The organism is Agromyces litoreus (genome assembly GCF_040496015.1).
GTDB lineage: Bacteria > Actinomycetota > Actinomycetes > Actinomycetales > Microbacteriaceae > Agromyces > Agromyces litoreus.
The window spans coordinates 82,406-104,385 of record NZ_JBEPKA010000008.1 but is presented as its reverse complement, the minus strand read 5'-3'; the positions used below and the strand labels follow the sequence as shown (position 1 = coordinate 104,385).

Below are 21,980 nucleotides of genomic sequence, written 5' to 3'. Positions count from 1 at the left end.
GGTCGCAACGGCCCCTGTCGCGCCGCGAGTTGCGGGACCGTTCGCACGCCATCCCGGCCGAGCCGGTCGACCGTCGGGTCGGCGACTCGGCCGTCCGCGTATCCGGGGGCACGTCCTTCGAGCACCTGCTCCCGTCGCAGCCGCTCCCGATCGGCGGGAACGAGTTGCGCGGTCGTGCGGATGCGACTGGTCCGCTCCGTCCGCGCGATCGGCGCCTCGCGGCCGAGGATGAGCCTGCGGCCGATGTGGACGCGTCCGCCGCGTCACGGCGGGCACGCCGGGTCGCGGCGCCTGCCGTGCAACCGCCGGTCGAGCGCCCCGCAGCATCTCGCGAGCCCGGGCGCCGAGCGGCGCCGCCCGTCGTCGACCAGTCGACGCCGGCCGCGCGGACCGGCCGCCGCGCAGCACCGGGACCGGTCGACGGCGACGTCCCGGGCGCCCCGGCGACGGGGCCACGCAGCTCGACGCCCGCCACGCCGCCGTCGCAGGCCGGGTGGCCGGCGCGGAACGTGCCCGGCGAGCCCGGCGTCGGTTGGACGCCGCAGCGTCGGCCGGGTGCGGACGCCACCGCCCCGGCGCCCCGTGCGACCGACCACGGTCGTGTCGAGCCGCGCCGCGACGACTCGCTCCGCACCGGCGAGTCGCTCCGCACCGGTGAGCCGCGCCGCGACGAGTCGCTCCGCACCGGCGACCCGCGCGCCCGGTCCGCCCGCACCGGACCGGAGTCGCCCCGCCCGGCCGCTCGCCCCGCGGGCCCCGTCGATCCGAGCCGAGCACCTCATCCCGGGACCCGCTCGCCGCGACCGGTCGAGCGACCGGCTGCGCCGGCGCGCCCGGACGCCCAGCGGGCGGAGGGCGCACCCCCGCGCGCGCCGCAGCGCGAGGCCGGCATGCCGCCCGTCCGCCCGGCCGGCACGCGACCGGGTCCGCGCCATCCGGGCGACGTTCGCAGCGCCCGACCGGGAACGCCGGGCTCCGGCCCCGAGGCCGCGGCAGCGCGACGTGCGCAGGGCGCACCGCGTTCGGACGCGGTCGCCGGCGCCGTGCGCCCCGTGCCCGGGCCCTCCATGAACGAGGTCCCGCGTCCCTCCCGTTCCGACCGGGGCACGGGCCGCGAGGCCGACCGCCGCCCGTCGTCGGTCGACCGCCGGCCGCCGCAGCGCGATGAGCGGGCGGCTGCGCCGTCCGAACGGCCCGAGGCGCGCGCCGACGTCGCGCCGCGGCCGAACGACGCCGCGGGCGACATCGGCGACCTGCTCGGCTTCGGAGCCACGCCCGTGGGGCACGAGGTCCGCGAGTTCGACGTCGCACCGGTCGACGGCCAGGCCTCCGCGGGCCACCGGATGCCGGTCGGTCGACGCACGCCGGCGGACCGGCGCGCTCCGCAGGGCCCGGTCACCCGCCCCGAGGCCGCACGGCCGTCCGCGGCGCGCGCGCCCCGGCGATCGGCGCGGCGCGCCGTGACCACGCGGATGGCCGGCGTCGTCGCGATGGGCTTCGTCGCCCTCCTCGCGCTCGCGACCTCCGTTCCCTCGCTCTCCCTCCTCACGCCGGCGGAGGTGCAGGCCATGGCGCTCGCCCAGACCACGCGCACCACCGTGGACGGGCAGCGCGTCGACATCTCCGGCGGCGCGCTCGCCGGGGGCATCGAGCGCGAGGGCTACGAGGCGCAGACGATCGAGGAGTACGCGCAGGCCGCGGGCATCCGCGCCGAGGCGACCTTCACGAACAACCCGCTCGGCACGGTCCAGTGGCCGTTCGCGGTGGGTGTGCACATCGGCGATCGCTTCGGCTACCGCAACTGCTACGGCTGCTCGACCAACCACCACGGGCAGGACTTCAACCCCGGCCTCGGTGCCCAGATCCAGTCGATCGCCGACGGCGTCGTGTCGGTCTCGACCGACTCGGGCGGCTCGCTCGGCGTCGTCGTGATGGTCGACCACGTGATCGACGGCCAGGTGATCACGAGCGTCTACGCCCACATGGAGTACGGCTCCCGGCGGTTCGAGGTCGGCGATACGGTCGAGGTCGGCGACGTGCTGGGCACCACGGGCAACACCGGCATGTCCACGGGCCCGCACCTGCACTTCGAGATCCGCATCGGCGGGGTCGACGGCTACTGGGTCGACCCGCTCGAGTGGCTCTGGGCCAACACCAACTGAGCCGCCGGGCGCTCGCGCCGTGACCGCATATGCGCGTCACGGCATGCGCTCAGTCGGGTCCGTGACCGGGCGGCGAACCGCCACCGCGCCCGCCGACGCCGGTGGGGCGGGCGCAGTGTCGCGCCCGCCCCACCGGCGGTGGTCGATCTCGCGTCCTAGGAGACGAGCCAGACGGTGGTGTCGGCCGGGAGACGATCGCCGTCGAGCGGGCCGCTGGTGAGCAGGATCTCGCCGGACGGCAGCGCGACGGGCTCCGAGCCGGTGTTCGCGACGACGGTGATCCCGCCGTTGCGGAACATCAGCACGTCGTCGCTCCCGCTGTCGAGCCATTCGATCGAGCCGCTCGCGAGCGAACGTGCGCGGCGCTCCGTGAGCGCGGCCCGGTAGAGCTCGAGCGTCGAACCCTCGACGCCGCGCTGGCGGTCGCGGGCGTAGTCGGCCCACTGCGCGGGCTGGGGAAGCCAGGGGTCCTCCGAGGGGCCGAAGCCGTACGACGGCGCGTCGGCCTCCCACGGGATCGGCACGCGGCATCCGTCGCGGCCGTAGCGCTCGCCGTCGGTGCGGAACCACGTGGGGTCCTGACGCGCCTCGTCGGGGAGGTCGATCGCTTCGGGCAGGCCGAGCTCCTCGCCCTGGTAGATGTAGGCGGAGCCGGGAAGCGCGAGCATGAGCGCGGTCGCGGCGCGGGCACGGCGAAGGCCGACGGCGGGGTCGGGCAGGCCCGGGCTCTTGGGCCCGATGCCATGGCCCTGAAGGCTGTCGGCGGTCAGGGCGAGCCGCGAGGCGTGGCGGATGACGTCGTGGTTCGACAGGACCCACGTCGAGGGCGCGCCGACGGCCGCGAAGGTGTCGATCGAGTGATCGATGACCTTGCGCAGGGCAGCGGCCTCCCAGGGCGTCTCGAGGTAGGCGAAGTTGAACGCCTGGTGCATCTCGTCGGGGCGCACCCACTTCGCGACGCGGCTCAGCGGGTCGACCCAGGCCTCAGCGGCGAGGATGCGCTCGCCGTCGTACTCCTCGAGGACCTTGCGCCAGTCGCGGTAGACCTCGTGCACGCCCTCCTGGCCCCAGTAGGGGGCGCCGTCGCCCTCGTCGTGGATCTCGGGCTCGAGCGGCACGCCGGCCTCGAGTCCGTGGGCGTTGCCGCCCATCGAGCCCGCGTCGGCGGGCGGGGTGTAGTCGGGCAGGCCCTCGGCCTTGATGAGGCCGTGCGCCACGTCGACGCGGAAGCCGTCGACGCCGCGGTCGAGCCAGAAGCGGAGGATGCGACGGAACTCCCCGCGCACCTCCTCGTCGGTCCAGTCGAAGTCGGGCTGCGAGCTGTCGAAGATGTGCAGGTACCACTGGCCCGGCGTGCCGTCGGCGTTCGTCGTGCGGGTCCACATCGATCCGCCGAAGACCGACTCCCAGTTGTTCGGCGGGAGCTCCCCGTCGACGCCGTTGCCGTCGCGGAAGATGTAGCGCGCCCGCTCCCGGCTTCCGGGCGGGGCGGCGAGGGCCTCCTGGAACCAGGCGTGCTGGTCGCTGGAGTGGTTCGGGACCATGTCGACGATGACCTTCAGGCCGAGCCGGTGCGCCTCGGCGAGCATGTCGTCGAAGTCGGCGAGCGTGCCGAAGCGGGGGTCGACGTCGCAGTAGTCGGCCACGTCGTACCCGGCGTCCTTCTGCGGCGAGGTGTAGAACGGCGACAGCCAGATCGCGTCGACCCCGAGCTCGGCGAGCGCGGGGAGGCGGGTGCGGATGCCGGCCAGATCGCCCATGCCGTCGCCGTTCGCGTCGGCGAAGGAGCGGGGGTAGATCTGGTAGATCGCGGCGGTGCGCCACCATTCGGAAGTCATGCGGAAACCCTAAGCCAATCTCACGTATCTGGAAGCGTTTGCAGCAAGACGACCGCGCTGCCGCCCTGCGAACCCCGTATCGATCGGGTAACGCCGAGTTGTCAATACGACTCGAAGAGGGTATACCTGAAACCGCTTGCAATCACATCGCGGGCAACTACATCCGGAAGAACGGCCTTTCGAGCACGGTGCGCGGAACTCCCCACCAGGCGAAGGCGCCGGTCTCACGCACACTGAGAAGGGCACACCAATGCGGGTGAACAAGAAGAGCCTCCTCGCGGCCGGCGCTGTCGCCGTCGTCGCGACCCTGGGCCTGGCCGGCTGCGCCGGCGATTCGGGCGAGGGCGACAACGGCGCCACCGCCGAGGGCGGCACGCTGACCGTCTGGGTCGACTCCGAGCGAGTGGACGCGCTGAAGGGCGCGGCCGAGGCCTACACCGAGGAGACCGGCGTCGAGGTCGACCTCGTCGGCAAGGACGTCTCGACCATCAAGGACGACTTCATCCAGCAGGTCCCGACCGGCGAGGGCCCCGACATCACGATGGGCGCGCACGACTGGCTGGGCGAGCTCTCGACCAACGGCGTCGTCGCGCCGCTCGAGCTCGGCGACTCGGCCGCGGACTACCTCCCCGTCGCGATCGACGCGGCGACCTACGAGGGCACCGTCTACATGCTCCCCTACGCGGTCGAGAACATCGCGGTGCTCCGCAACGCCGACCTCGTCTCCGAGGCGGCGACGAGCTTCGACGACATGATCGAGAAGGGCAAGGCCGCCGGCCTCGACCAGCCCTTCGTGGTGGAGCAGGGTGCCGAGGGCAACCCGTACCACCTCTACCCGTTCCAGACGGCGTTCGGCGCCCCGGTGTTCGGCACGAACGACGAGGGCTACGACCCCAGCGACCTGCAGCTCGGCAGCGCCGGCGGCACCGAGTTCGCCGAGTGGCTCAGCGGCCAGGGCAAGAACGGCACCGGCGTCTTCAACACCGACATCGACGGTGACATCGCCAAGCAGGCCTTCCTCGACGGCACGGCCGCCTTCTGGCTGACCGGCCCGTGGAACGTGGGCGCCGCGATCGACGGCGGCGTGAACGTCGCGATCGACACCGTCCCGAGCCCGACCGGTGACGCCGCGTCGCCGTTCGCCGGCGTCAAGGGCTTCTTCGTCTCGTCCGAGTCGGAGAACAAGGTCGCCGCGAACGACTTCCTCGTGAACTACATCGGCACCGAGGACGTGCAGCTCGAGCTGTTCGAGGCCGGCAACATCCTGCCCGCGCTCTCGGCCGCCGCCGAGTCCGCGTCGTCCGACCCGATCATCGAGGGCTTCGCGGCCGTCGGCCAGGAGGCCGTCCCGATGCCGGCCATCCCCGCCATGGGTTCGGTCTGGCAGTACTGGGGCATCGCCGAGGCCTCGATCATCAACGGCGAGGACCCCGCGGCCACGTGGGAGAAGCTCACCGCCGACGTCCAGGCGGCGATCGACGCCAAGTAGGGCCTGAGGCTCCGGGCCGGATGCCAGTCGGCATCCGGCCCGGAGCCACACGCGTCCCCAGAGCGTTCGAGAGAAGAGCGGGCACATGAGCATCACGACCGACGAGCGAGTCGCCGACCAGGCCACTCCGCCCACGAAGCGCCAGCGGCGTGCCGCGGCGCTCGCCGACGCCGCATCCGGCGGCGTCCGCATCATCCTGATCAAGCTGCTGCTGCTCGGCATCGTCGACGCGCTCGCCCTCTACGCGGTCTTCGTCCTCGCGCTCTCGCAGGACTGGATCGTGCTCGGCGTCGTCGTCGGCGTCACGATCCTGGTCAACTGGATCTACTTCTCGCGCAAGCGGCTTCCGGCGAAGTACCTCACGCCGGGCGTGATCTTCCTCGTGCTGTTCCAGGTGTTCGTGCTGGTCTACACGGGCTACATCGCGTTCACCAACTACGGCACCGGGCACAACGGCTCCAAGGAGCAGGCGGTCAGCTCGCTCATGGCCGCGTCGCTCGAACGCGTCCCCGACTCGCCGACCTACAAGGTCACCGTCGTCGACCAGCTCGGCACGCTCGGCCTGCTCGTCACCGACCCCGACGGCGACGTCAGCGTCGGCACCGCGGAGCAGCCCCTGCAGCCCGTGGACGGCGCCGAGCTGGACGGCGGCACGGCGGTCGCGATCGACGGGTGGACCTCGCTCCGCTTCGCCGACGTGATCGCACGCACCGACGAGATCACCGAGCTCGCGGTGCCGTTCTCGGACGACCCCAACGACGGGGCCATCCGGACCCCCGACGGCTCCAACGCCTACCTCTACACCTCGAACCTCGTGTACGACGAGGCCGCGGGCACCATGACCGACCTGCGGAGCGGCACGGTGTACTCGGACATCGGAACCGGGGCCTTCACGTCGGAGGACGGACAGGAGCTCCTGCCCGGCTGGCAGATCACCGTCGGGTTCGACAACTTCATCCGCGCCGTCACCGACACGCGACTGGCCGGCCCGCTCTTCTACGTGACGCTGTGGACGTTCGCGTTCGCGCTCATCTCGGTCGCCTCGACGTTCTTCCTCGGCCTCTTCCTCGCGCTCGTCTTCAACGACATGCGCATGCGGGGGCGGAAGTACTACCGCGTGGTCATGATCATCCCGTACGCGATCCCGTCGTTCCTGTCGGCGCTGGTCTGGGCGGGCATGATGAACGAGAGCTTCGGCTTCATCAACCAGGTCATCTTCGGCGGCGCGTCCATCCCGTGGCTCACCGATCCATGGCTGGCCAAGGTCTCGGTGCTCATCGTGAACCTGTGGCTCGGCTTCCCGTACATGTTCCTCATCTGCACCGGGGCGCTCCAGTCGATCCCGGATGACGTCAACGAGGCGTCGAGCATCGACGGCGCCTCGGCATGGCAGACCTTCCGCCACATCAAGCTCCCGCTGCTGCTGGTCTCGGTCGCGCCGCTGCTCATCGCGTCGTTCGCGTTCAACTTCAACAACTTCAACGTCATCTACATGTTGACCAACGGCGGACCGCGCGACGTCGGCGCGCCGATCCCGGTCGGCTTCACCGACATCCTGATCTCGATGGTCTACAAGGTGGCGTTCACCGGGCAGAACCGCGACTACGGTCTCGCGGCGGCGTACTCGATCATCATCTTCATCGTGGTCGCGGTGATCTCGATCATCGCGTTCCGCCGGACCAAGTCGCTCGAGGAGATCAACTGATGTCGAACCAGCCGATCCCCGGCTCGGAGGCCGGCCTCCTCGAGGGCGAGATCCGCGAAGAGGGCGAGGCCGTCCGCGCGGGACGCGACCCGGAGCTGCGCGCCACGTCCTCGACGCCGAAGCGCCCGTTCAACCTCGTCAAGTGGTTCAAGGCGACCGGATGGCGCCACCTCGTGGGCCTCGTCGTCGTCGTGTTCGCGATGTTCCCCGTCGTGTTCGTCATCTCGTCGTCGCTCAACCCGAACGGCACGCTCACGGGCTCGAACGCCCTGTTCTCGCAGATCGGGTTCGACGCGTACGCGCGGATCCTGACGAACCCGCAGGTGCCGTTCACGACCTGGTTCGCGAACACGCTGATCATCGCGGGCGTCACGGCCCTGCTCACGGTGTTCCTCGGCGCGCTCGCCGCCTACGCGTTCTCGCGCATGCGGTTCACCGGGCGCCGGTTCGGGCTGATCACGATCGTCGTCGTCCAGATGTTCCCGCAGATGCTCGCGGTCGTCGCGATCTTCCTGGTGATGACCGCGATCAGCGACTGGTTCCCCCAGATCGGCCTGAACACGCACATCGGCCTGATCATGGTGTACCTCGGCGGCGCGCTCGGCGTGAACACCTACCTGATGTACGGGTACTTCAACACGATCCCGTCGTCGCTCGACGAGGCCGCGAAGATCGACGGTGCGGGCCACGCGCGCATCTTCTTCACGATCATCCTGCGACTGGTCGCCCCGATCCTCGCCGTGGTCGCGCTGCTGTCGTTCATCTTCTCGGTGAACGAGTACGTGGTGGCGTCGGTGATCCTGATCGACACCGAGAACCAGACCCTCGCGGTGGGCCTCACCAAGCTCGTCTCGAACCCGCGCTACGCGGACTGGGCGGCGTTCTCGGCCGGCGCGGTGATCGCCGCGCTGCCGGTCGTGCTCCTGTTCCTGTACCTGCAGAAGTACATCGTCGGCGGCCTCTCCGCGGGCGCGGTCAAGTAGCCCCGGTCACCACCGGTACGGATGCCGCGCGCGGAACCCCCGCGTCGCGGCATCCGTCGTGAGCAGCCCCACCCATGCTCGGTCCACCCGAACGACCCGAAACCGGAGCCCCCGCCATGACGTCGCAGACGCCCCCGCCCGTTCCCCCTGCCCCATCCGCACCCGGCCCGGTCGCCACGGCCGCTCCGGCGCGCGAGCATGCCCCGCCCGCCCAGTGGTCGCCGCCCGTCCTGCCCCCGCAGAACGTGCTCGCCTGGGTCGCGTTCGGCCTCGGAATCGGCGGGATCATGTTCGGCGTCCTCGCCTCGATCCCCGCGATCGTGTGCGGCCACATCGCTCGTCGGCAGGTCCGCCGACGCGGTGAGCAGGGCGCCGGCGCCGCGCTCACGGGCCTGATCCTGGGGTACGCCATCACGGCGCTGCTCGTCGTCGGGATCGGGCTCTACGTGCTGTTCATCGCGTTCCTGATCGGTGCCGCCGGCCTCGCCTCAGGAGCCGGATCGGCGATCTGACCGCCGATTTAACGTGCGCGCGCCGAGGTGATATTCTCGTGTGGTTGCCGCAGCGCGGCACACGCCCCGATAGCTCAGTGGTAGAGCACTTCCATGGTAAGGAAGGGGTCGTCAGTTCAATCCTGACTCGGGGCTCTGGTTCCTCCGGCGCGATCCGGAGCGGCCTTCGCGGCGGGGTAGCTCAGGTGGTTAGAGCACACGGCTCATAATCGTGGTGTCGCGGGTTCGAGTCCCGCCCTCGCTACCGTGAAACCCCCGGTCATCCGGGGGTTTTGTCGTTCTCGGATGCGACTGCACTGCGGTCGGAGGCGCCGCGGGCGCCTCCACGCGCTAGCGCATCCGACGCGTCGAGTCGACCACCTGCGCCCGGACCGCCCGCCGACCTACCGTGGCGGGGGAGGTGCGCTCGGATGGACGTGCAGAGGGACCTCGCCCGGTCCTCCCTGACGGATGAACGCGATTCGGGCGTGCCGTCGACCCCGGACCAGGCCGAGACCGCGGCCCGGGGGCGCGCGGACCCGGCCGCGGCGCAGGCGCCGACGCGCCGTGAGGCGCTCGCCGCCGGCCGCCTGCGCCAGCGACCCGAGGCCGAGCGGATGAACGCCGCGGAGCGCCTGGCGAAGCGCCTCGACCGCCCGATGGGCATCCTCGGCATCGTCTTCCTGTTCGTCGTGCTCGGGCAGGTCCTGGCGCAGGATCCGACGCTCGTGACTGTCTTCTCCGTGCTCGGCTGGATCTTCTGGGCGATCTTCGTGGCGGAGTTCGCCCTGAGAGCCTGGGTCGCCCGATCGGCGGCGTTCTGGCGTCGCAACTGGTGGCAGGTCGTCTTCCTCGCCGTGCCGTTCCTCCGCTTCTTCCGGGTGCTCACGTTCTTCCGCGTCGCGCCCATCGCGCGGCTGGGCGGGGTGCTGACCGCCGGGGTCCGCGGCTCGCGGTCCGCGGGGCGACTGCTGTCGGATCGGATCGCCTGGCTCGCCGCGGTCACCGCCGTGGTCATCCTGGCCGCCAGCCAACTGCACTACCTCACCGGCGACGGCATCAGCTACGGCGAGGCGCTGTACGAGACCGCCCTCGCGACCGTGACCGGCGCCCCGCTCGAAGGCGACTCACCACTGACGCGCATCCTGCACGTGGCGCTCTCGGTGTACTCGGTCGTGGTCTTCGCGACGCTCGCGGGCTCGCTCGGCGCCTACTTCCTCCAGAAGCCGGTGCAGCGCCGCCGCGAAGCCGACGTGGCGGTCGACGAGGATGCGCTGGTCGACGACGCTGCGTTGGCCGACGAGGCCGAGACCGGAACGCCCACCGAGCCATCCGAGGGCCGGACGCCGTCCGTCGACGCGACGCACGACGACCGCGCGAACGGAACCGGGGGCCGCGCCGGACGGCGCGACCCCCGGTGACCTCCGTCAGCGAGCGTCAGACGCGCGCGGCCCGCCGCGCCACGTCGCCGAGCGCGTCGGCGTCGAGCGCGAACAGGTCGCGCGACCCGGCCGTCGCCGCGGGGACGAGTCCGGCCACTGCCGGCAGCAGCTGCTCGGCGTAGAAGCGGGCCATCGGCAGTTGGTTCGCCGCGATGGCGTCGCCGTCGAGCTCGCGCGCGGCGAGTGCGGACTTCGCGAGCAGCCATCCGCCGACCACGAGGCCCCAGATGCGCTGGTACGGGCTCGACCCCGAGAGCACCGAGTTCGGGTCGGACTGGCCGGTGCTGAGCATCCACGCGGTGGTCTGCTCGAGCATGTCGAGGCTCGTGCTCAGCTGGGCCCGGATGGAGGCGAACTCGTCGCCGGCGCCGGCCAGCTCGTCGTCGAGCTCGCGCATCGTGGCGATGAACTCGAGGAACGATGCACCGTTCCTGACGCCGAGCTTGCGCCCCACGAGGTCGGCGGCCTGGATGCCGTTGGTGCCCTCGTAGATCGCGGCGATGCGCACATCGCGGTAGTGCTGGGCGGCACCGGTCTCCTCGATGAAGCCCATGCCACCGTGGATCTGCAGCGCGAGCGACGTGAGCTCGTTGCCGAGGTCGGTGCCGAACGACTTGCAGATCGGCGTCAGCAGCCCGACGATCTCGTTCGCGCGGGCGCGGGTCGCGGCATCCGGGTGGTGCGTCGAGATGTCGACGTACACGGCGTTCAGGAGCATCATGCGGCGGAGCGCGGCGATGTACGACTTCTGCGTCATGAGCATGCGACGCACGTCGGGGAAGTCGATGATCGCCGAGTCCTGCGTGGCGCCGAGCGTGCGGCCCTGGATCCGCTCCCGCGCGTAGTCGAGCGACTGCTGGTACGCGCGCTCGGCCACGGCGAGCCCCTGCGTGCCCACCGAGAGGCGCGCGCTGTTCATCATGACGAACATGATGCGCATGCCGAGGTTCTCCTCGCCGATCAGGTACCCCGTGGCGTCCTCGTAGGACAGCACGCACGTCGGGGACCCGTGGATGCCCATCTTGTGCTCGACGCCGACGGTGTGGACGCCGTTGCGCTCGCCGATGGAGCCGTCGTCGTTCATCAGGAACTTCGGCACGATGAAGCATGAGATGCCCTTGGTCCCGGCGGGCGCGTCGGGCGTGCGGGCGAGCACGAGGTGCACGATCTGGTCGCTCAGGTCGTGGTCGCCGAACGTGATGAAGATCTTCTGGCCGGTGATGCCGTACGTGCCGTCGGGTCGCTTCACGGCCTTCGTCGTGAGGGCGCCCACGTCCGAGCCGGCGTGCGGCTCGGTGAGGTTCATCGTTCCGGCCCACTCGCCCGTGACCATCTTGGGCAGCCAGGCTTGCTTCTGCTCGTCGCTGCCGTAGTGCAGCAGGGCCTCGATCGCGCCCTGCGTGAGCAGGGGCGCGAGCGAGAAGGCCATGTTGGCCTCCATCATCAGCTCCTGGATCGCGAGCCCGATCGTGCGCGGGAAGTCGCCGCCGCCGAACGCCTCGGGCAGGGGGACCGACCCCCAGCCGGCCTCGACGTAGGCGGCGTAGGCCTCCTTGAACCCGGTCGCGGTGGTCACGGTGCCATCGGCGTTCAGCCGGGCGCCCTCGAGGTCGCCGGCGCGGTTGGTGGGGGCGACGACCTCGGCCATGAAGCCGCCGACCTCCTCGAGGATGTCGGTGACCATGTCGAGGTCTGCATGTTCGAAGCCCGGGAGCTCGGCGACCTGGTCGTAGCCCACGACATGCGTGAGCGCGAACGTCAGGTCGGCGACGGGCGGACGGAAATCAGTCATCTTCGGACTGTAGACGGGGGGCTCGGGGTTCGGGCCGATTCTGTCGCTGTCGACGAAGCGCGTCGGTCGATCCGGCGCCGCGGTTGTCAGATCCCGGCGAAGCACCCGCCTGCGGATCCGAACCGCGTCGGCACGAGTTCGGGTCGATCGGGAATGGACCGATCGCCGACGCGTTGGCCATGGGTGGGGTCGCCTCGCGCCTGCGGCACCCGAGCGAGGAGGGCCCGTGACCGAGCAGACCGCCGTGGGACTGCGATCCGAGCGCGGGCCGGTGCTGCTCGCGCTGATGCTGAGCACCGGGCTCGTCGCCATCGAGGCGACGATCCTCGCGACGGCCGTGCCGTCCATCGTGTCCGACCTCGGCGGGTTCGCGCAGTTCCCTTGGCTGTTCTCGATCTACCTGCTCGCGCAGGCCGTCTCGGTGCCCGTGTACGCCAAGCTCGCCGACACCGTCGGGCGCAAGCCGATCATGCTCGTGGGCATCGGCGCCTTCCTCGTCGGCTCGATCCTGGCCGGCTTCGCCTGGGACATGACCTCGCTCATCGTGTTCCGGGCCGTGCAGGGCCTCGGGGCCGGTGCGGTGCTGCCGGTCTCCATCACGATCACGGGGGACATCTACTCCGTGCGCGAGCGCGCCCGTGTGCAGGGCTACATCGCGAGCGTGTGGGCCGCGTCCTCCGTCATCGGGCCCTCGCTCGGCGGGCTGTTCGCCGAGTTCCTGTCGTGGCGGTGGATCTTCTTCGTGAACATCCCGCTCGGCCTGCTCGCGGCGTGGATGCTGATCCGCCACTACCACGAGCGCGTGGAGCGCAAGCGGCACCGCATCGACCTCGCCGGGGCGAGCGTGCTGACCGTCGGCCTCACGCTGCTGATCCTCGCCGTGCTCGAGGGCGGGCAGGCCTGGGCGTGGGTCTCGTGGCAGAGCATCGGTGCGTTCGCGCTCGCCGCGGTCCTGCTCGTCGCGTTCGTGCTCATCGAGCGGCGGGCGGCCGAACCCGTCCTGCCGCTCTGGGTGTTCTCGCGCCGCCTCATCCTGACCACCTCGCTGATCTCACTCGGCGTCGGCGCCGTGCTCATCGGCCTCACCTCGTACGTTCCGACGTTCCTGGAGGTGTCGGCAGGCCAGTCGCCCCTGGTCTCGGGCCTCGCGGTCGCCGCCCTCACCCTGGGCTGGCCGATCTCGGCGTCGCAGTCGGGGCGGCTGTACCTGCGCATCGGCTTCCGCAACACCGCGTTCCTCGGCCTCGGCATCACGGTGCTCGGCGCGAGCGCGCTCATCGCCGCGACCCTCGCACCGAACCCGGTGACCACCGCGATCGCGTGCTTCATCGTGGGACTCGGCCTGGGGCTGGTCGCGTCGCCCACGCTCATCGCCGCCCAGTCGTCGGTGCCGTGGTCGGAGCGCGGCGTCGTGACGGGAGCGAACATGTTCCTGCGCTCGATGGGCAGCGCCGTCGGCGTCGCGATCTTCGGCGCCGTCGCGAATGCGGTGATCGCCGGGACCGGCCTCGGCCCGCATTCGGGAGCGGCCATCCAGTCCGCGTCGGCCGCGGTGTTCGCGGGGGTCGCGGTCGCGGCGGTGCTCACGATCGCCGGCGCCGTCGCGATGCCCAGGGCGCACGTGGACGACATCGAGCACCGGCCGACCGAGCCCGTGGGGACTGCCGCGACGGACTGAGCCGTCGGCGGCGTTCCGCTGCGCCGCGCCATCCTCGGTTCGCCGCGGGCCGGAGGTCCCGCGTGACTCGACCGGATCGTGGTCTGATGTCGCCGGGCGAGGGGGTGCCCGGATGGCGAAGACGAGCGCTGCGGCCGCGGAGCGGTGGCGGCGACGGCGGACTCCGAGGCGACCGGCCTCGCGCCTCGTGGAGCGGTGGACGGTCGTCGACGGGGTCGACGTGTTCTACCGCGAGTCGACCGCGCCCCCGCCCGACCCGCGGGTGATGCTGCACGTCCACGGGTTCGGCATGTCGGGTCGGTACCTCCTGCCGACCGCCGAGATCCTGGCCGACCGCTTCCACACGTTCGTGCCCGACCTCCCGGGGTTCGGACGGAGCGGACGCCACGAGGAGGGGCTCGACATCCCGGACCTCGCCGAGGCTGCGGCGCGGTTCCTCGACGATCGCGGCGTCGAGCGTGCCACGCTCGTCGGCAACTCGATGGGCTGCCCGGTGATCCTCGAGTTCGCCCACCGATTCCCGGACCGCATCGACCGCGCGGTGCTCGTCTCGCCGGCCGGCGGGGCGTTCAACCGGCCGTTGCCGCGTGCGATGCGCCAGCTCGCCCAGGACGGCACGCGCGAGCCGGTCAGGATGGCGCGGGTCGCCGTCCCCGACTACGTGCGGTTCGGCGTGCCCAGCACCTTCCGGCTCTTCGCGGCGCTCACCCAATACCCCTCGCTGGAGCGGCTCCTCGGCCTCGAACTGCCCTCGCTCGTCGTCCTCGGCGATCGCGACCCGCTGATGCCGGGCACCGCGCGCGTGCAGGAGGTGGCCGGACAGGTCGACAACCACGTGCTCGCGGTGACCATCGAGGGAGCCGCTCACGCGATCAACTTCACGCACGGGCGGGCGCTGGCGCACCTGATCGAGCGGTTCATGGACGACCTCCCGATCCTCGACGACCCCGAGTGGACCGGCGGGGCGCGGGTCGTCGAGATCCACCGCGGCGTGCACCATCCGCCCCGGAAGGGCGCATGACTGAGGGGCTTGCCGGCGCGAGGCCGCTCTGGGACGCTGGCGCCTGACGCGCCCGCATCGATCGGCGGGCGCCGAGCCTCGGGGGAGGGTTCCATGGCCGAGAGCACCACGACCGACCGCCTGGACCGCAGCGCGATCGTCACCCTCGTCGCGCTCTCGCTCGGCATCCTCGTCGTCGCGAACGACTTCACGGCGCTGAGCGTCGCGGTGCCGAGCATCGAGCACGACCTCGACACGACCCTGAACCGGGCGCAGTGGGTGATCAACGGCTACACGGTCGTCTTCGGCGTGCTCATCGTCACCGGCGGCCGGCTCGCCGACCTGTTCGGGCGTCGACGCATCTTCGTCATCGGGGCGCTCGTGTTCGGCACGTTCTCGCTGCTCGGCGGTCTCGCGCCGGACATCGGGCTGCTGATCGCGGCGCGCGCGCTCATGGGCATCGGCGGCGCCATGATGTGGCCCTCGGTCCTCGGCATGGTCTACGAGATCATCCCGAAGTCCCGCAGCGGGCTCGCCGGCGGCCTGATCATCGGCGTCGCCGGCCTCGGCAACTCGATCGGTCCGCTGCTCGGCGGCGTGCTCACCGACACGCTCGGGTGGCGGTGGATCTTCTTCGTCAACGTCCCGGTGGCGCTGATCGCGGTGCTCGTCGTGCTCCGCAACGTGCCGGAGTCCGCGCGGGGCACCGGGGTGAGGGTCGACGTCCCCGGCATCGCCAGCCTGTCCGCCGCGGTGGTGCTCGTGCTCGTGGCGCTCGACATCGGCAGCGCGAACACCTTCGGCTCGCCCTGGGTGCTCGGCATGATCGTCGTCGGGATCCTGCTGCTTCCGGTGTTCGTGCTCATCGAGCGGCGGCAGGGCGACGATGCGCTGGTGCCCGCCCGCGTGGTCGGCAGCAGGCAGTTCGCCGGTGCGCTGATCTCGGTCGTGCTCCTCGGCTCCGTCTACTTCGGGGTGCTCGTCTACGTGCCGCAGTACCTCGAGAAGGAACTCGGCTGGAGTGCCTTCGCCGCCGGCGCCGGCCTGCTGCCGATGATGCTCACGTTCGCCATCGTCTCCTTCGCGGCGGGGCCGCTGTACCACCGGATCGGCAGCCGCCTCGTCGTGGGGATCGGGGCAGCCTGCCTCACCGGCGGCGTCCTCGTCGTCGCCGCGGCCATCGGCAGCGGGTACCTCCCGCTCGTGCCCGGCCTCCTGCTCTGCGGCATCGGGGTCGGCCTCTTCTTCTCCGCGATCACGACCGCCGCCGTCACCGCGGTGCGGCCGGAGGACTCGAGCCTCGCCGGCGGCATCATCTACATGGGCAACGTCGCCGGCGGATCGCTCGCCCTCGGCGTGAACACCGCGATCGTGCTCGCCGCCGCCGCGTTCACGGCCGGCATCAGGAACGCGTTCCTGCTCGACGCGGCGCTCGGCGCGGCCGGGACGATCATCGTGATCTGGTTCATCCGCTCCGATGGCTCACGGACCCCCCGCACCGGGCGTTCCGGCTGATCCCCGTCCGGGCGGGCCCGCGTCGTCGCCGTCCGGTCAGTGCCCGATGCTCAGCCACTCGTCGCCGTCGCCGCGCCGGTCCTTCCGAGCGGCCGACCCGCCGGAGTCCTCATCGCGCATCGCCTGCAGCTGCCGCTCGACCTCGGACCTGGCGCTCATCGCGGCGAGCTGGCGCTCGATGTCGGCGTCGGGGGCCGCGGTGAGGTCCTTGAGCGCGCCGCTGGCGAGGAGCTCGTCGGTCGCCGCGGCGCGGGCCTGCATCTGCGCGACGCGATCCCGTGCCCGGTCCAGGCTCGTGCCCACGTCGTCGATCTTCGCGCCGAGCCCCGCGACGGCCTCGTTCGCGCGCACCTGCGCCTCGGAGGCCGAGTAGGTCGCCTTGATCGTCTCCTTCTCGATCCGGAAGGCGGCGATCTGCTCGGAGAGCTGACGCTCGCGGTCCTGCAGCTGATCGGTCTGCCGCTGCATCCCGGCGTACTGCTCCTGCAGCGCGGCGACCTGCCGCTCGATGAGCGACCGGCGCTCGAGGGCGGCCCGCGCGAGGTCCTCCCGGCCGCCGGCCACCGCTTCGCGAGCCTGGTCGCCGAGGCGCTGGTAGCGGGTGCCGAGCTCGTGACCCTGCAGGTCGATGCGCTTCTTCGCCGTCGCGGCCTCGGCGAGCGCCTTCCGCACCTGCTGCAGGAGCTTGACCTGCTGGTCGTAGCTGTCGTCGAGGGTCTCGCGGGGGTCCTCGAGGCGATCCATCGCCCGCGAGGTCTTGCTCCGGAAGATCGTGCGCATGCGCGACGTGTTGCTGCTCATGGTGTGGTTCCCCTTGTCTCGAGCATTCAGGCGGATCGACGGATGGCGTCGGGCCCGTTCCACGACCCGCCGCGGTTCAGGGTGCGCAGTTCCTCGACGCCGGCGCGGAGTGCCGTCGCCTCGCGATCGACGTCGGCGCGGAGCCGTCCGAGCTCGTCGTCGCTGAGGCCGCCGAGCCCCGATCCGACGGCGGTGCGCATCTGGCCGACCATGTCGGCGAGCCGGTCGACCCGTCCGGCAGCGGCCGGGAGGTCCCGCTCGAGCGCGCCGCGTTCGGCTTCGCTCTCCATGAGGTGGAGCTGTCGGTCGAGGGCGGCCGCCTCGAGCTCGATGCGGCCGAACAGCCGGTCGAACTCGCCGCGCGGCCCTGGGCCCGATGCGGCGACCTGCACGGCCGCCCGCCCGCTCTCGATCGCGTCCGCGAGGCGGACGCGCAGCCGGAGCACCCGGCCGCGCGGACCCGATGCGACCTTCGCGCGTACCCGGAGGGCGTTGCCCGCGAGCAGGCGAGTGCGCCCGAGTCGGCGTGCGACCGCGCGGATGATGAGGATCGTCGCCGTGATCGACGCGACGACGATGAGCAGGAAGGACACGACCAGCCAGACGAGGATCTCCACGCGACCACCTCACGTTCTCGGGCGCTCGACGGCGCCCGACCGGATGGTGGAGCGATGCCCCGGCGCCGTTCCCGGCGCCGATGCGGGTCGAACTCGCGATATAACGCGAATATACGCCGGATCGCGTCCATCCGTCAGGGGGTGGCGGAAATCCCCAGCTTCGTCGTCGCCGCCCGGCGGCCACGGCCGCGCCAACGCGACGAGGTCCCGGCGAGCGCGATGCTCGCCGGGACCTCGTCCGCCATTCCGGTCCACTCGGTCGAGCCGGTGGACCGTCGGCGTCAGACCTGCTGGGGCAGGATGTCGAAGGACACCCGGCCGTCCTCGGCCACGCGGGCGTCGAGGACCTTGTCGTCGAGCGCGATGGTGGCGCGCTCGCCGAGGTACACGCGGGCGCCGCTCTGCTCCACGACGGCATCGCCCTGCTCGGGCGCGGGCGCGATGGCCACGCCGAACTGCGTGGCGTCCGTGTCCTCGGCCTCGATGCGCAGGCCCGATCCCTCGGGTGCGCCGGCTCCGGTCACGAGTTCCTTCACGACGGTGGTCGCGGTATCGGTCAGTGCGAACATCAGTTCCTCCTCTGCGATCACGAACCGGCCACGATGCCACGATCCGCGCCGGGGCGCCAACCGGTGGCGAGGCGCCCGAGTATCGTCTACCCTCCGAGCACTGGCCCGGTCCGCCTCGGCGGCGTAGGCTCCCGCAGCGTGGACGACGCGCACGCACGGCCGGCCGCGAGCGGCGCTCCGGAACCGGCCCTCGCCCCGCTCGGGCTCGGGCTCGCGGCACTCGGCCGCCCCGCCTACCTCACCGCAGGGCGGGACCGCGACCTCGGAGCGGACCGGAGCGTCACGGCGATGCGGGCGCGGGCGCACGCGATGCTCGACGCCGCGTGGGATCGCGGCATCCGGTTCGTCGACGCCGCCCGCTCGTACGGCCGCGCCGAGGAGTTCCTCGGCTCGTGGCTGACCGCGCGACCCGGCCGGCGCCCGGCCCTCGCGATCGAGTCGAAGTGGGGGTACGAGTACGTCGGCGACTGGCGCATGGACGCCGCGGTCCACGAGCGCAAGGAGCACTCGCTCGCCATGCTCGACCACCAGTGGCCCGAGACGCTCGCCGCCCTGGGCGGGGCGCCCGACCGGTACCTCGTGCACTCGCTCACCCCCGAGAGCGCCGTGCTCGCCGACGGGGTGCTCCTCGACCGGCTGCGCGAGCTCGCCGCATCCGGCGTCTCGATCGGCGTCTCGACGAGCGGGCCGCACCAGGGCGACGCGCTGGACGCGGCCCGGGAGCTCCCCGACTCGCCCTTCGCCACCGTCCAGGCCACGTGGAACCTGCAGGAGCCGTCGGCGGGCGAGGCCCTCGGCCGGGCGCACGAGGCCGGATGGTTCGTGGTGCTCAAGGAGGTGCTCGCGAACGGGCGGCTCGCCGACGGCGCCGGCACCGCGGGCGAGCCGCATGCCGCCGCCCTCGCCGAGGCGGACGGGCAGCCGCTGCCCGCGCTCGCCGTGGGGGCGGCGCGGTCGCAGCCGTGGGCCGACGTCGTGCTGAGCGGTGCCGTCACGCCCGCGCAGCTCGACGCCGGGCTCGACGCGAGGACCCCGTCGGTCGCCGCCGGTGCGCTCGCCGAGCTCGCGCGCGACCCGGGCGACTACTGGTCGGACCGCGGCGCGCGGGAGTGGTCGTAGCACGACGTCGCCCGCGACCGACGGCTCGTCGCCGTCCGTCCCGGCACTCGGGCGATGCGCAGGCACCGAGGTCTACCCTGAAGGGTGACCTCCGTCGAAGACCCCGCCCCGACCGCCGCTCCCGAGGAGCCTGCCGCGATCACGTTCGCCGACCTCGGACTCGAGGGCCCGGTGCTGCGGGCGCTCGACGACGTCGGCTACGAGACGCCGTCGGCGATCCAGGCGGCCACGATCCCCACCCTGCTCGAGGGCCGCGACGTCGTCGGCCTCGCGCAGACCGGCACCGGCAAGACGGCGGCGTTCGCGCTGCCGATCCTCGCCAGGCTCGACGTGGCGGACCGCCGCCCGCAGGCGCTCGTCCTGGCCCCGACGCGCGAGCTCGCGCTGCAGGTCTGCGAGGCGTTCGAGCGCTACGCGTCGCACCTCGACGACGTGCACATCCTCCCCGTCTACGGCGGGCAGGGCTACGGCGTCCAGCTCTCCGCCCTGCGTCGCGGCGTGCACATCGTGGTCGGCACCCCCGGACGTGTCATCGACCACCTCGACAAGGGCACGCTCGACCTCTCCGACCTGAAGTACCTCGTGCTCGACGAGGCCGACGAGATGCTCAAGATGGGCTTCGCCGAGGACGTCGAGACGATCCTCGCCGACACCCCGGAGGAGAAGCAGGTCGCGCTGTTCTCGGCGACGATGCCCGCGACCATCCGGCGGATGTCGCAGCAGTACCTGCGGGACCCCGAGCAGATCACCGTCAAGGCGAAGACCCAGACCTCGGCCAACATCGCCCAGCGGGTGCTCGTCGTCGCGCACGCGCGCAAGGTCGACGCCCTCACCCGCATCCTCGAGGTCGAGAACTTCGAGGGCATGATCATCTTCGTCCGCACGAAGAACGCGACCGAGGAGCTGGCCGAGAAGCTCCGGGCCCGCGGCTACGAGGCCGCCGCGATCAACGGCGACATCGCCCAGGCCCAGCGCGAGCGCACCGTCGAGCAGCTGAAGTCGGGCAAGCTCGACATCCTGGTCGCGACGGACGTCGCGGCCCGCGGCCTCGACGTCGAGCGGATCAGCCACGTCGTGAACTTCGACATCCCGACCGACAGCGAGCCGTACGTGCACCGCATCGGCCGCACCGGCCGGGCCGGGCGTTCGGGCGACGCCATCAGCTTCGTCACGCCGCGCGAGCGCGGACTGCTGAACCGCATCGAGAAGGCGACGAAGCAGCCCATGACGGCGATGCAGCTGCCGAGCGTCGACGAGGTCAACGAGTCGCGGCTCGCGCGCTTCGACGACCGCATCACCGATGCGCTCGGGCAGTCCGAGCGCATCGACGGGTTCCGCGACATCATCGCCCACTACGTGCGGCACCACGACGTGCCCGAGACGGATGTCGCGGCGGCGCTCGCCGTCGTGGCGCAGGGCGAGTCGCCGCTGCTGATGGAGGCCGAGCCGGAGCCCGAGCGTCGCGAGCGCGACCGGTTCGACCGCGACCGCGGCGACGACCGCAGCGACCGGCGCGAGCGTCGCGATCGAGGTCCTCGCGAGGGCATGGCGACCTACCGCATCGCGGTCGGCCGTCGCCACCGCGTCGAGCCGAGGCAGATCGTCGGCGCCCTCGCCAACGAGGGCGGGCTGCGGCGCGACGACTTCGGGGCGATCCGGATCATGGGCGACTTCTCGCTCATCGAGCTGCCCGAACGTCTCCCCGCCGGCGCGATGGACCGGCTGGCCGGCACGCGCATCTCGGGGCAGCTCATCGACCTGCGACCCGACACCGGTGCGCCTCGCCGAGGCGGCCGCGGCCGGTACGACCGCGACGGCGGGCGCGACCGGTACGACCGCGACGGCGGACGGGGCCGGTACGACCGGGACGGCGGGAACGACCGCTCCGACCGGGGTCGTGGCCGATACGACCGCGACGACGACCGGCGCGGTGGCGGCCGGTACGACCGCGACGACCGTCGCGGCGGAGGCGGGTACGACCGGGACGACCGGTCGCGGTCCGACCGCGACGACCGTCCCCGCGACGGCGACCGTCCCTACCGCAAGCCGCGCCACAAGAACTGACGCGCGTCGCGCGCCTCAGGCGCGCCGCGCGAGCTCCTCGCTCCGCCACCGGTCGTAGCGGTCCCACGGGTCGGTGACGCCGGCGGCGAGCTCGGCGACGTGGCGCACGAGCGGGTCGTCGAACCGGAACCACTCGGTGCCCGGCCAGCGCGAGTCCGCGAACTCCGCGTGCCGGCGCTGCTCGAGGCGGCGGTCGCCGCGCTCGAACGCGAGGACCTCGTCGTGCGGGATGCCGGCCAACCGCCGCCGCGGGTTCGCCGACGTGCCGATCTTCACCCGCTCGCGCCACCGCACGTAGTAGACGACGTCGACGCGCGGCGGTGCAACCTCCGCGTCGGGCACGGCGCCGACCCGCCACTCGCAGATCGCGCACACCCATCCGGACGGATGGCGGACGCCGACGCGCGAGCCGCACACGAGGCAGGTGCCAGGCAGCACGTCGGTCACGCCGTCGCGGCGGGCGACCCAGTCGAACGCCGCGAGCAGGTGCGTCGTGCACAGCGACAGCGACAGCGACGCGCCCGGTTCGACCGGCTCGCCGCATGGTCCTCGCTCGTCGACGACCGTGCAGGCCGCGGCATCCCTCGCCATGCGGGCGAGGCTACGCGGACCCACCGACGGGCGGGTCGGGTGCGAGCGGCGGCGCGTGTCGGCCCGGGACGCCGTGGCGTCGGTCGTGCAGCGCGGTGCGGTCGCTCCTCCGGGTGACTACGGT

At 72.1% G+C, this 21,980-nt stretch carries 17 protein-coding genes and 2 tRNA genes; 13 read left to right on the top strand and 6 right to left on the bottom strand.

Annotated elements, in window-relative coordinates; translation table 11 throughout:
- Positions 1-1,067 precede the first annotated feature (1,067 nt).
- Complete coding sequence (locus ABME01_RS08175) at positions 1,068-2,162, top strand: M23 family metallopeptidase (protein ID WP_353827893.1); 1,095 nt, start codon at positions 1,068-1,070, stop codon at positions 2,160-2,162.
- 155 nt (positions 2,163-2,317) lie between these two features.
- On the opposite strand, the gene ABME01_RS08170 is transcribed toward ABME01_RS08175, so the two are convergent.
- The gene (locus ABME01_RS08170) at positions 2,318-4,000 is read right to left on the bottom strand and encodes a glycoside hydrolase family 13 protein (RefSeq protein WP_353827892.1); all 1,683 of its coding nucleotides are present in this window, start codon (positions 3,998-4,000) and stop codon (positions 2,318-2,320) included.
- Between the two features lie 250 nt (positions 4,001-4,250).
- On the opposite strand from ABME01_RS08170, the gene ABME01_RS08165 reads away from it, so the two are divergent.
- The 7 genes from ABME01_RS08165 to ABME01_RS08135 all read left to right on the top strand — a co-directional run bounded on the left by ABME01_RS08165 (position 4,251) and on the right by ABME01_RS08135 (position 10,089).
- Positions 4,251-5,489 carry a sugar ABC transporter substrate-binding protein gene (locus tag ABME01_RS08165; protein ID WP_353827891.1) on the top strand — a complete coding sequence of 413 codons (1,239 nt, stop codon included), beginning with the start codon at positions 4,251-4,253 and terminating at the stop codon, positions 5,487-5,489.
- 85 nt (positions 5,490-5,574) lie between these two features.
- Complete coding sequence (locus ABME01_RS08160) at positions 5,575-7,194, top strand: ABC transporter permease subunit (protein WP_353827890.1); 1,620 nt, start codon at positions 5,575-5,577, stop codon at positions 7,192-7,194.
- Positions 7,194-8,177, top strand: a complete 984-nt coding sequence (locus tag ABME01_RS08155) for a sugar ABC transporter permease (protein WP_353827889.1) — start codon at positions 7,194-7,196, stop codon at positions 8,175-8,177. The genes ABME01_RS08160 and ABME01_RS08155 overlap by 1 nt, the downstream gene beginning before the upstream one ends.
- A 116-nt stretch (positions 8,178-8,293) precedes the next feature.
- A complete protein-coding gene (locus ABME01_RS08150) occupies positions 8,294-8,689 on the top strand; it encodes a DUF4190 domain-containing protein (protein ID WP_353827888.1) in 396 nt (131 codons plus the stop codon).
- 63 nt (positions 8,690-8,752) lie between these two features.
- Positions 8,753-8,824, top strand: a tRNA-Thr gene (locus ABME01_RS08145).
- A gap of 35 nt (positions 8,825-8,859) precedes the next feature.
- A tRNA-Met gene (locus ABME01_RS08140) sits at positions 8,860-8,933 on the top strand.
- Positions 8,934-9,099: 166 nt separating this feature from the next.
- On the top strand, positions 9,100-10,089 hold the full coding sequence (locus ABME01_RS08135) for a hypothetical protein (RefSeq protein ID WP_353827887.1): 990 nt from the start codon (positions 9,100-9,102) through the stop codon (positions 10,087-10,089).
- A gap of 16 nt (positions 10,090-10,105) precedes the next feature.
- On the opposite strand, the gene ABME01_RS08130 is transcribed toward ABME01_RS08135, so the two are convergent.
- Positions 10,106-11,902, bottom strand: a complete 1,797-nt coding sequence (locus tag ABME01_RS08130) for an acyl-CoA dehydrogenase family protein (RefSeq protein ID WP_353827886.1) — start codon at positions 11,900-11,902, stop codon at positions 10,106-10,108.
- A 286-nt stretch (positions 11,903-12,188) separates the two neighbouring features.
- Here ABME01_RS08130 and ABME01_RS08125 point away from each other — a divergent pair, with 286 nt between their 5' ends.
- The 3 genes from ABME01_RS08125 (at position 12,189) to ABME01_RS08115 (ending at position 16,095) form a co-directional block, all read left to right on the top strand.
- Positions 12,189-13,580, top strand: a complete 1,392-nt coding sequence (locus ABME01_RS08125; RefSeq protein WP_353827931.1) for an MDR family MFS transporter — start codon at positions 12,189-12,191, stop codon at positions 13,578-13,580.
- Positions 13,581-13,692: 112 nt separating this feature from the next.
- Positions 13,693-14,601: an alpha/beta fold hydrolase gene (locus ABME01_RS08120; protein ID WP_353827885.1), complete on the top strand. Its 909-nt coding sequence runs from the start codon at positions 13,693-13,695 to the stop codon at positions 14,599-14,601.
- 93 nt (positions 14,602-14,694) lie between these two features.
- A complete protein-coding gene (locus ABME01_RS08115; RefSeq protein WP_353827884.1) occupies positions 14,695-16,095 on the top strand; it encodes an MFS transporter in 1,401 nt (466 codons plus the stop codon).
- 36 nt (positions 16,096-16,131) lie between these two features.
- Here the strand turns inward: ABME01_RS08115 and ABME01_RS08110 are convergent, their stop codons facing one another.
- From ABME01_RS08110 to ABME01_RS08100, 3 genes are all read right to left on the bottom strand, one after another.
- Positions 16,132-16,896, bottom strand: coding sequence for a PspA/IM30 family protein (locus ABME01_RS08110; RefSeq protein ID WP_353827883.1), 765 nt, complete (start codon positions 16,894-16,896; stop codon positions 16,132-16,134).
- A 26-nt stretch (positions 16,897-16,922) separates the two neighbouring features.
- Positions 16,923-17,513, bottom strand: a complete 591-nt coding sequence (locus ABME01_RS08105; RefSeq protein ID WP_353827882.1) for a hypothetical protein — start codon at positions 17,511-17,513, stop codon at positions 16,923-16,925.
- 281 nt (positions 17,514-17,794) lie between these two features.
- On the bottom strand, positions 17,795-18,082 hold the full coding sequence (locus tag ABME01_RS08100) for an iron-sulfur cluster assembly accessory protein (RefSeq protein WP_353827881.1): 288 nt from the start codon (positions 18,080-18,082) through the stop codon (positions 17,795-17,797).
- Between the two features lie 138 nt (positions 18,083-18,220).
- Here ABME01_RS08100 and ABME01_RS08095 point away from each other — a divergent pair, with 138 nt between their 5' ends.
- Both ABME01_RS08095 and ABME01_RS08090 read left to right on the top strand, forming a co-directional pair.
- Positions 18,221-19,201 (top strand): aldo/keto reductase, encoded by a 981-nt coding sequence (locus ABME01_RS08095; protein WP_353827880.1) that lies wholly within the window; start codon positions 18,221-18,223, stop codon positions 19,199-19,201.
- An 84-nt stretch (positions 19,202-19,285) separates the two neighbouring features.
- On the top strand, positions 19,286-21,265 hold the full coding sequence (locus tag ABME01_RS08090) for a DEAD/DEAH box helicase (protein ID WP_353827879.1): 1,980 nt from the start codon (positions 19,286-19,288) through the stop codon (positions 21,263-21,265).
- A 15-nt stretch (positions 21,266-21,280) separates the two neighbouring features.
- Here the strand turns inward: ABME01_RS08090 and ABME01_RS08085 are convergent, their stop codons facing one another.
- On the bottom strand, positions 21,281-21,856 hold the full coding sequence (locus ABME01_RS08085) for a GIY-YIG nuclease family protein (protein WP_353827878.1): 576 nt from the start codon (positions 21,854-21,856) through the stop codon (positions 21,281-21,283).
- Positions 21,857-21,980: the final 124 nt, after the last annotated feature.

Excerpts from the sequence above, each read along its gene's own strand:
- ABME01_RS08175 (WP_353827893.1), top strand. The coding sequence starts at position 1,068 with ATGAACGAGGTCCCGCGTCCCTCCCGTTCCGACCGGGGCACGGGCCGC.
- ABME01_RS08170 (WP_353827892.1), bottom strand. The coding sequence starts at position 4,000 with ATGACTTCCGAATGGTGGCGCACCGCCGCGATCTACCAGATCTACCCC.
- ABME01_RS08165 (WP_353827891.1), top strand. The coding sequence starts at position 4,251 with ATGCGGGTGAACAAGAAGAGCCTCCTCGCGGCCGGCGCTGTCGCCGTC.
- ABME01_RS08160 (WP_353827890.1), top strand. The coding sequence starts at position 5,575 with ATGAGCATCACGACCGACGAGCGAGTCGCCGACCAGGCCACTCCGCCC.
- ABME01_RS08155 (WP_353827889.1), top strand. The coding sequence starts at position 7,194 with ATGTCGAACCAGCCGATCCCCGGCTCGGAGGCCGGCCTCCTCGAGGGC.
- ABME01_RS08150 (WP_353827888.1), top strand. The coding sequence starts at position 8,294 with ATGACGTCGCAGACGCCCCCGCCCGTTCCCCCTGCCCCATCCGCACCC.
- ABME01_RS08135 (WP_353827887.1), top strand. The coding sequence starts at position 9,100 with ATGGACGTGCAGAGGGACCTCGCCCGGTCCTCCCTGACGGATGAACGC.
- ABME01_RS08130 (WP_353827886.1), bottom strand. The coding sequence starts at position 11,902 with ATGACTGATTTCCGTCCGCCCGTCGCCGACCTGACGTTCGCGCTCACG.
- ABME01_RS08125 (WP_353827931.1), top strand. The coding sequence starts at position 12,189 with ATGCTGAGCACCGGGCTCGTCGCCATCGAGGCGACGATCCTCGCGACG.
- ABME01_RS08120 (WP_353827885.1), top strand. The coding sequence starts at position 13,693 with ATGGCGAAGACGAGCGCTGCGGCCGCGGAGCGGTGGCGGCGACGGCGG.
- ABME01_RS08115 (WP_353827884.1), top strand. The coding sequence starts at position 14,695 with ATGGCCGAGAGCACCACGACCGACCGCCTGGACCGCAGCGCGATCGTC.
- ABME01_RS08110 (WP_353827883.1), bottom strand. The coding sequence starts at position 16,896 with ATGAGCAGCAACACGTCGCGCATGCGCACGATCTTCCGGAGCAAGACC.
- ABME01_RS08100 (WP_353827881.1), bottom strand. The coding sequence starts at position 18,082 with ATGTTCGCACTGACCGATACCGCGACCACCGTCGTGAAGGAACTCGTG.
- ABME01_RS08085 (WP_353827878.1), bottom strand. The coding sequence starts at position 21,856 with ATGGCGAGGGATGCCGCGGCCTGCACGGTCGTCGACGAGCGAGGACCA.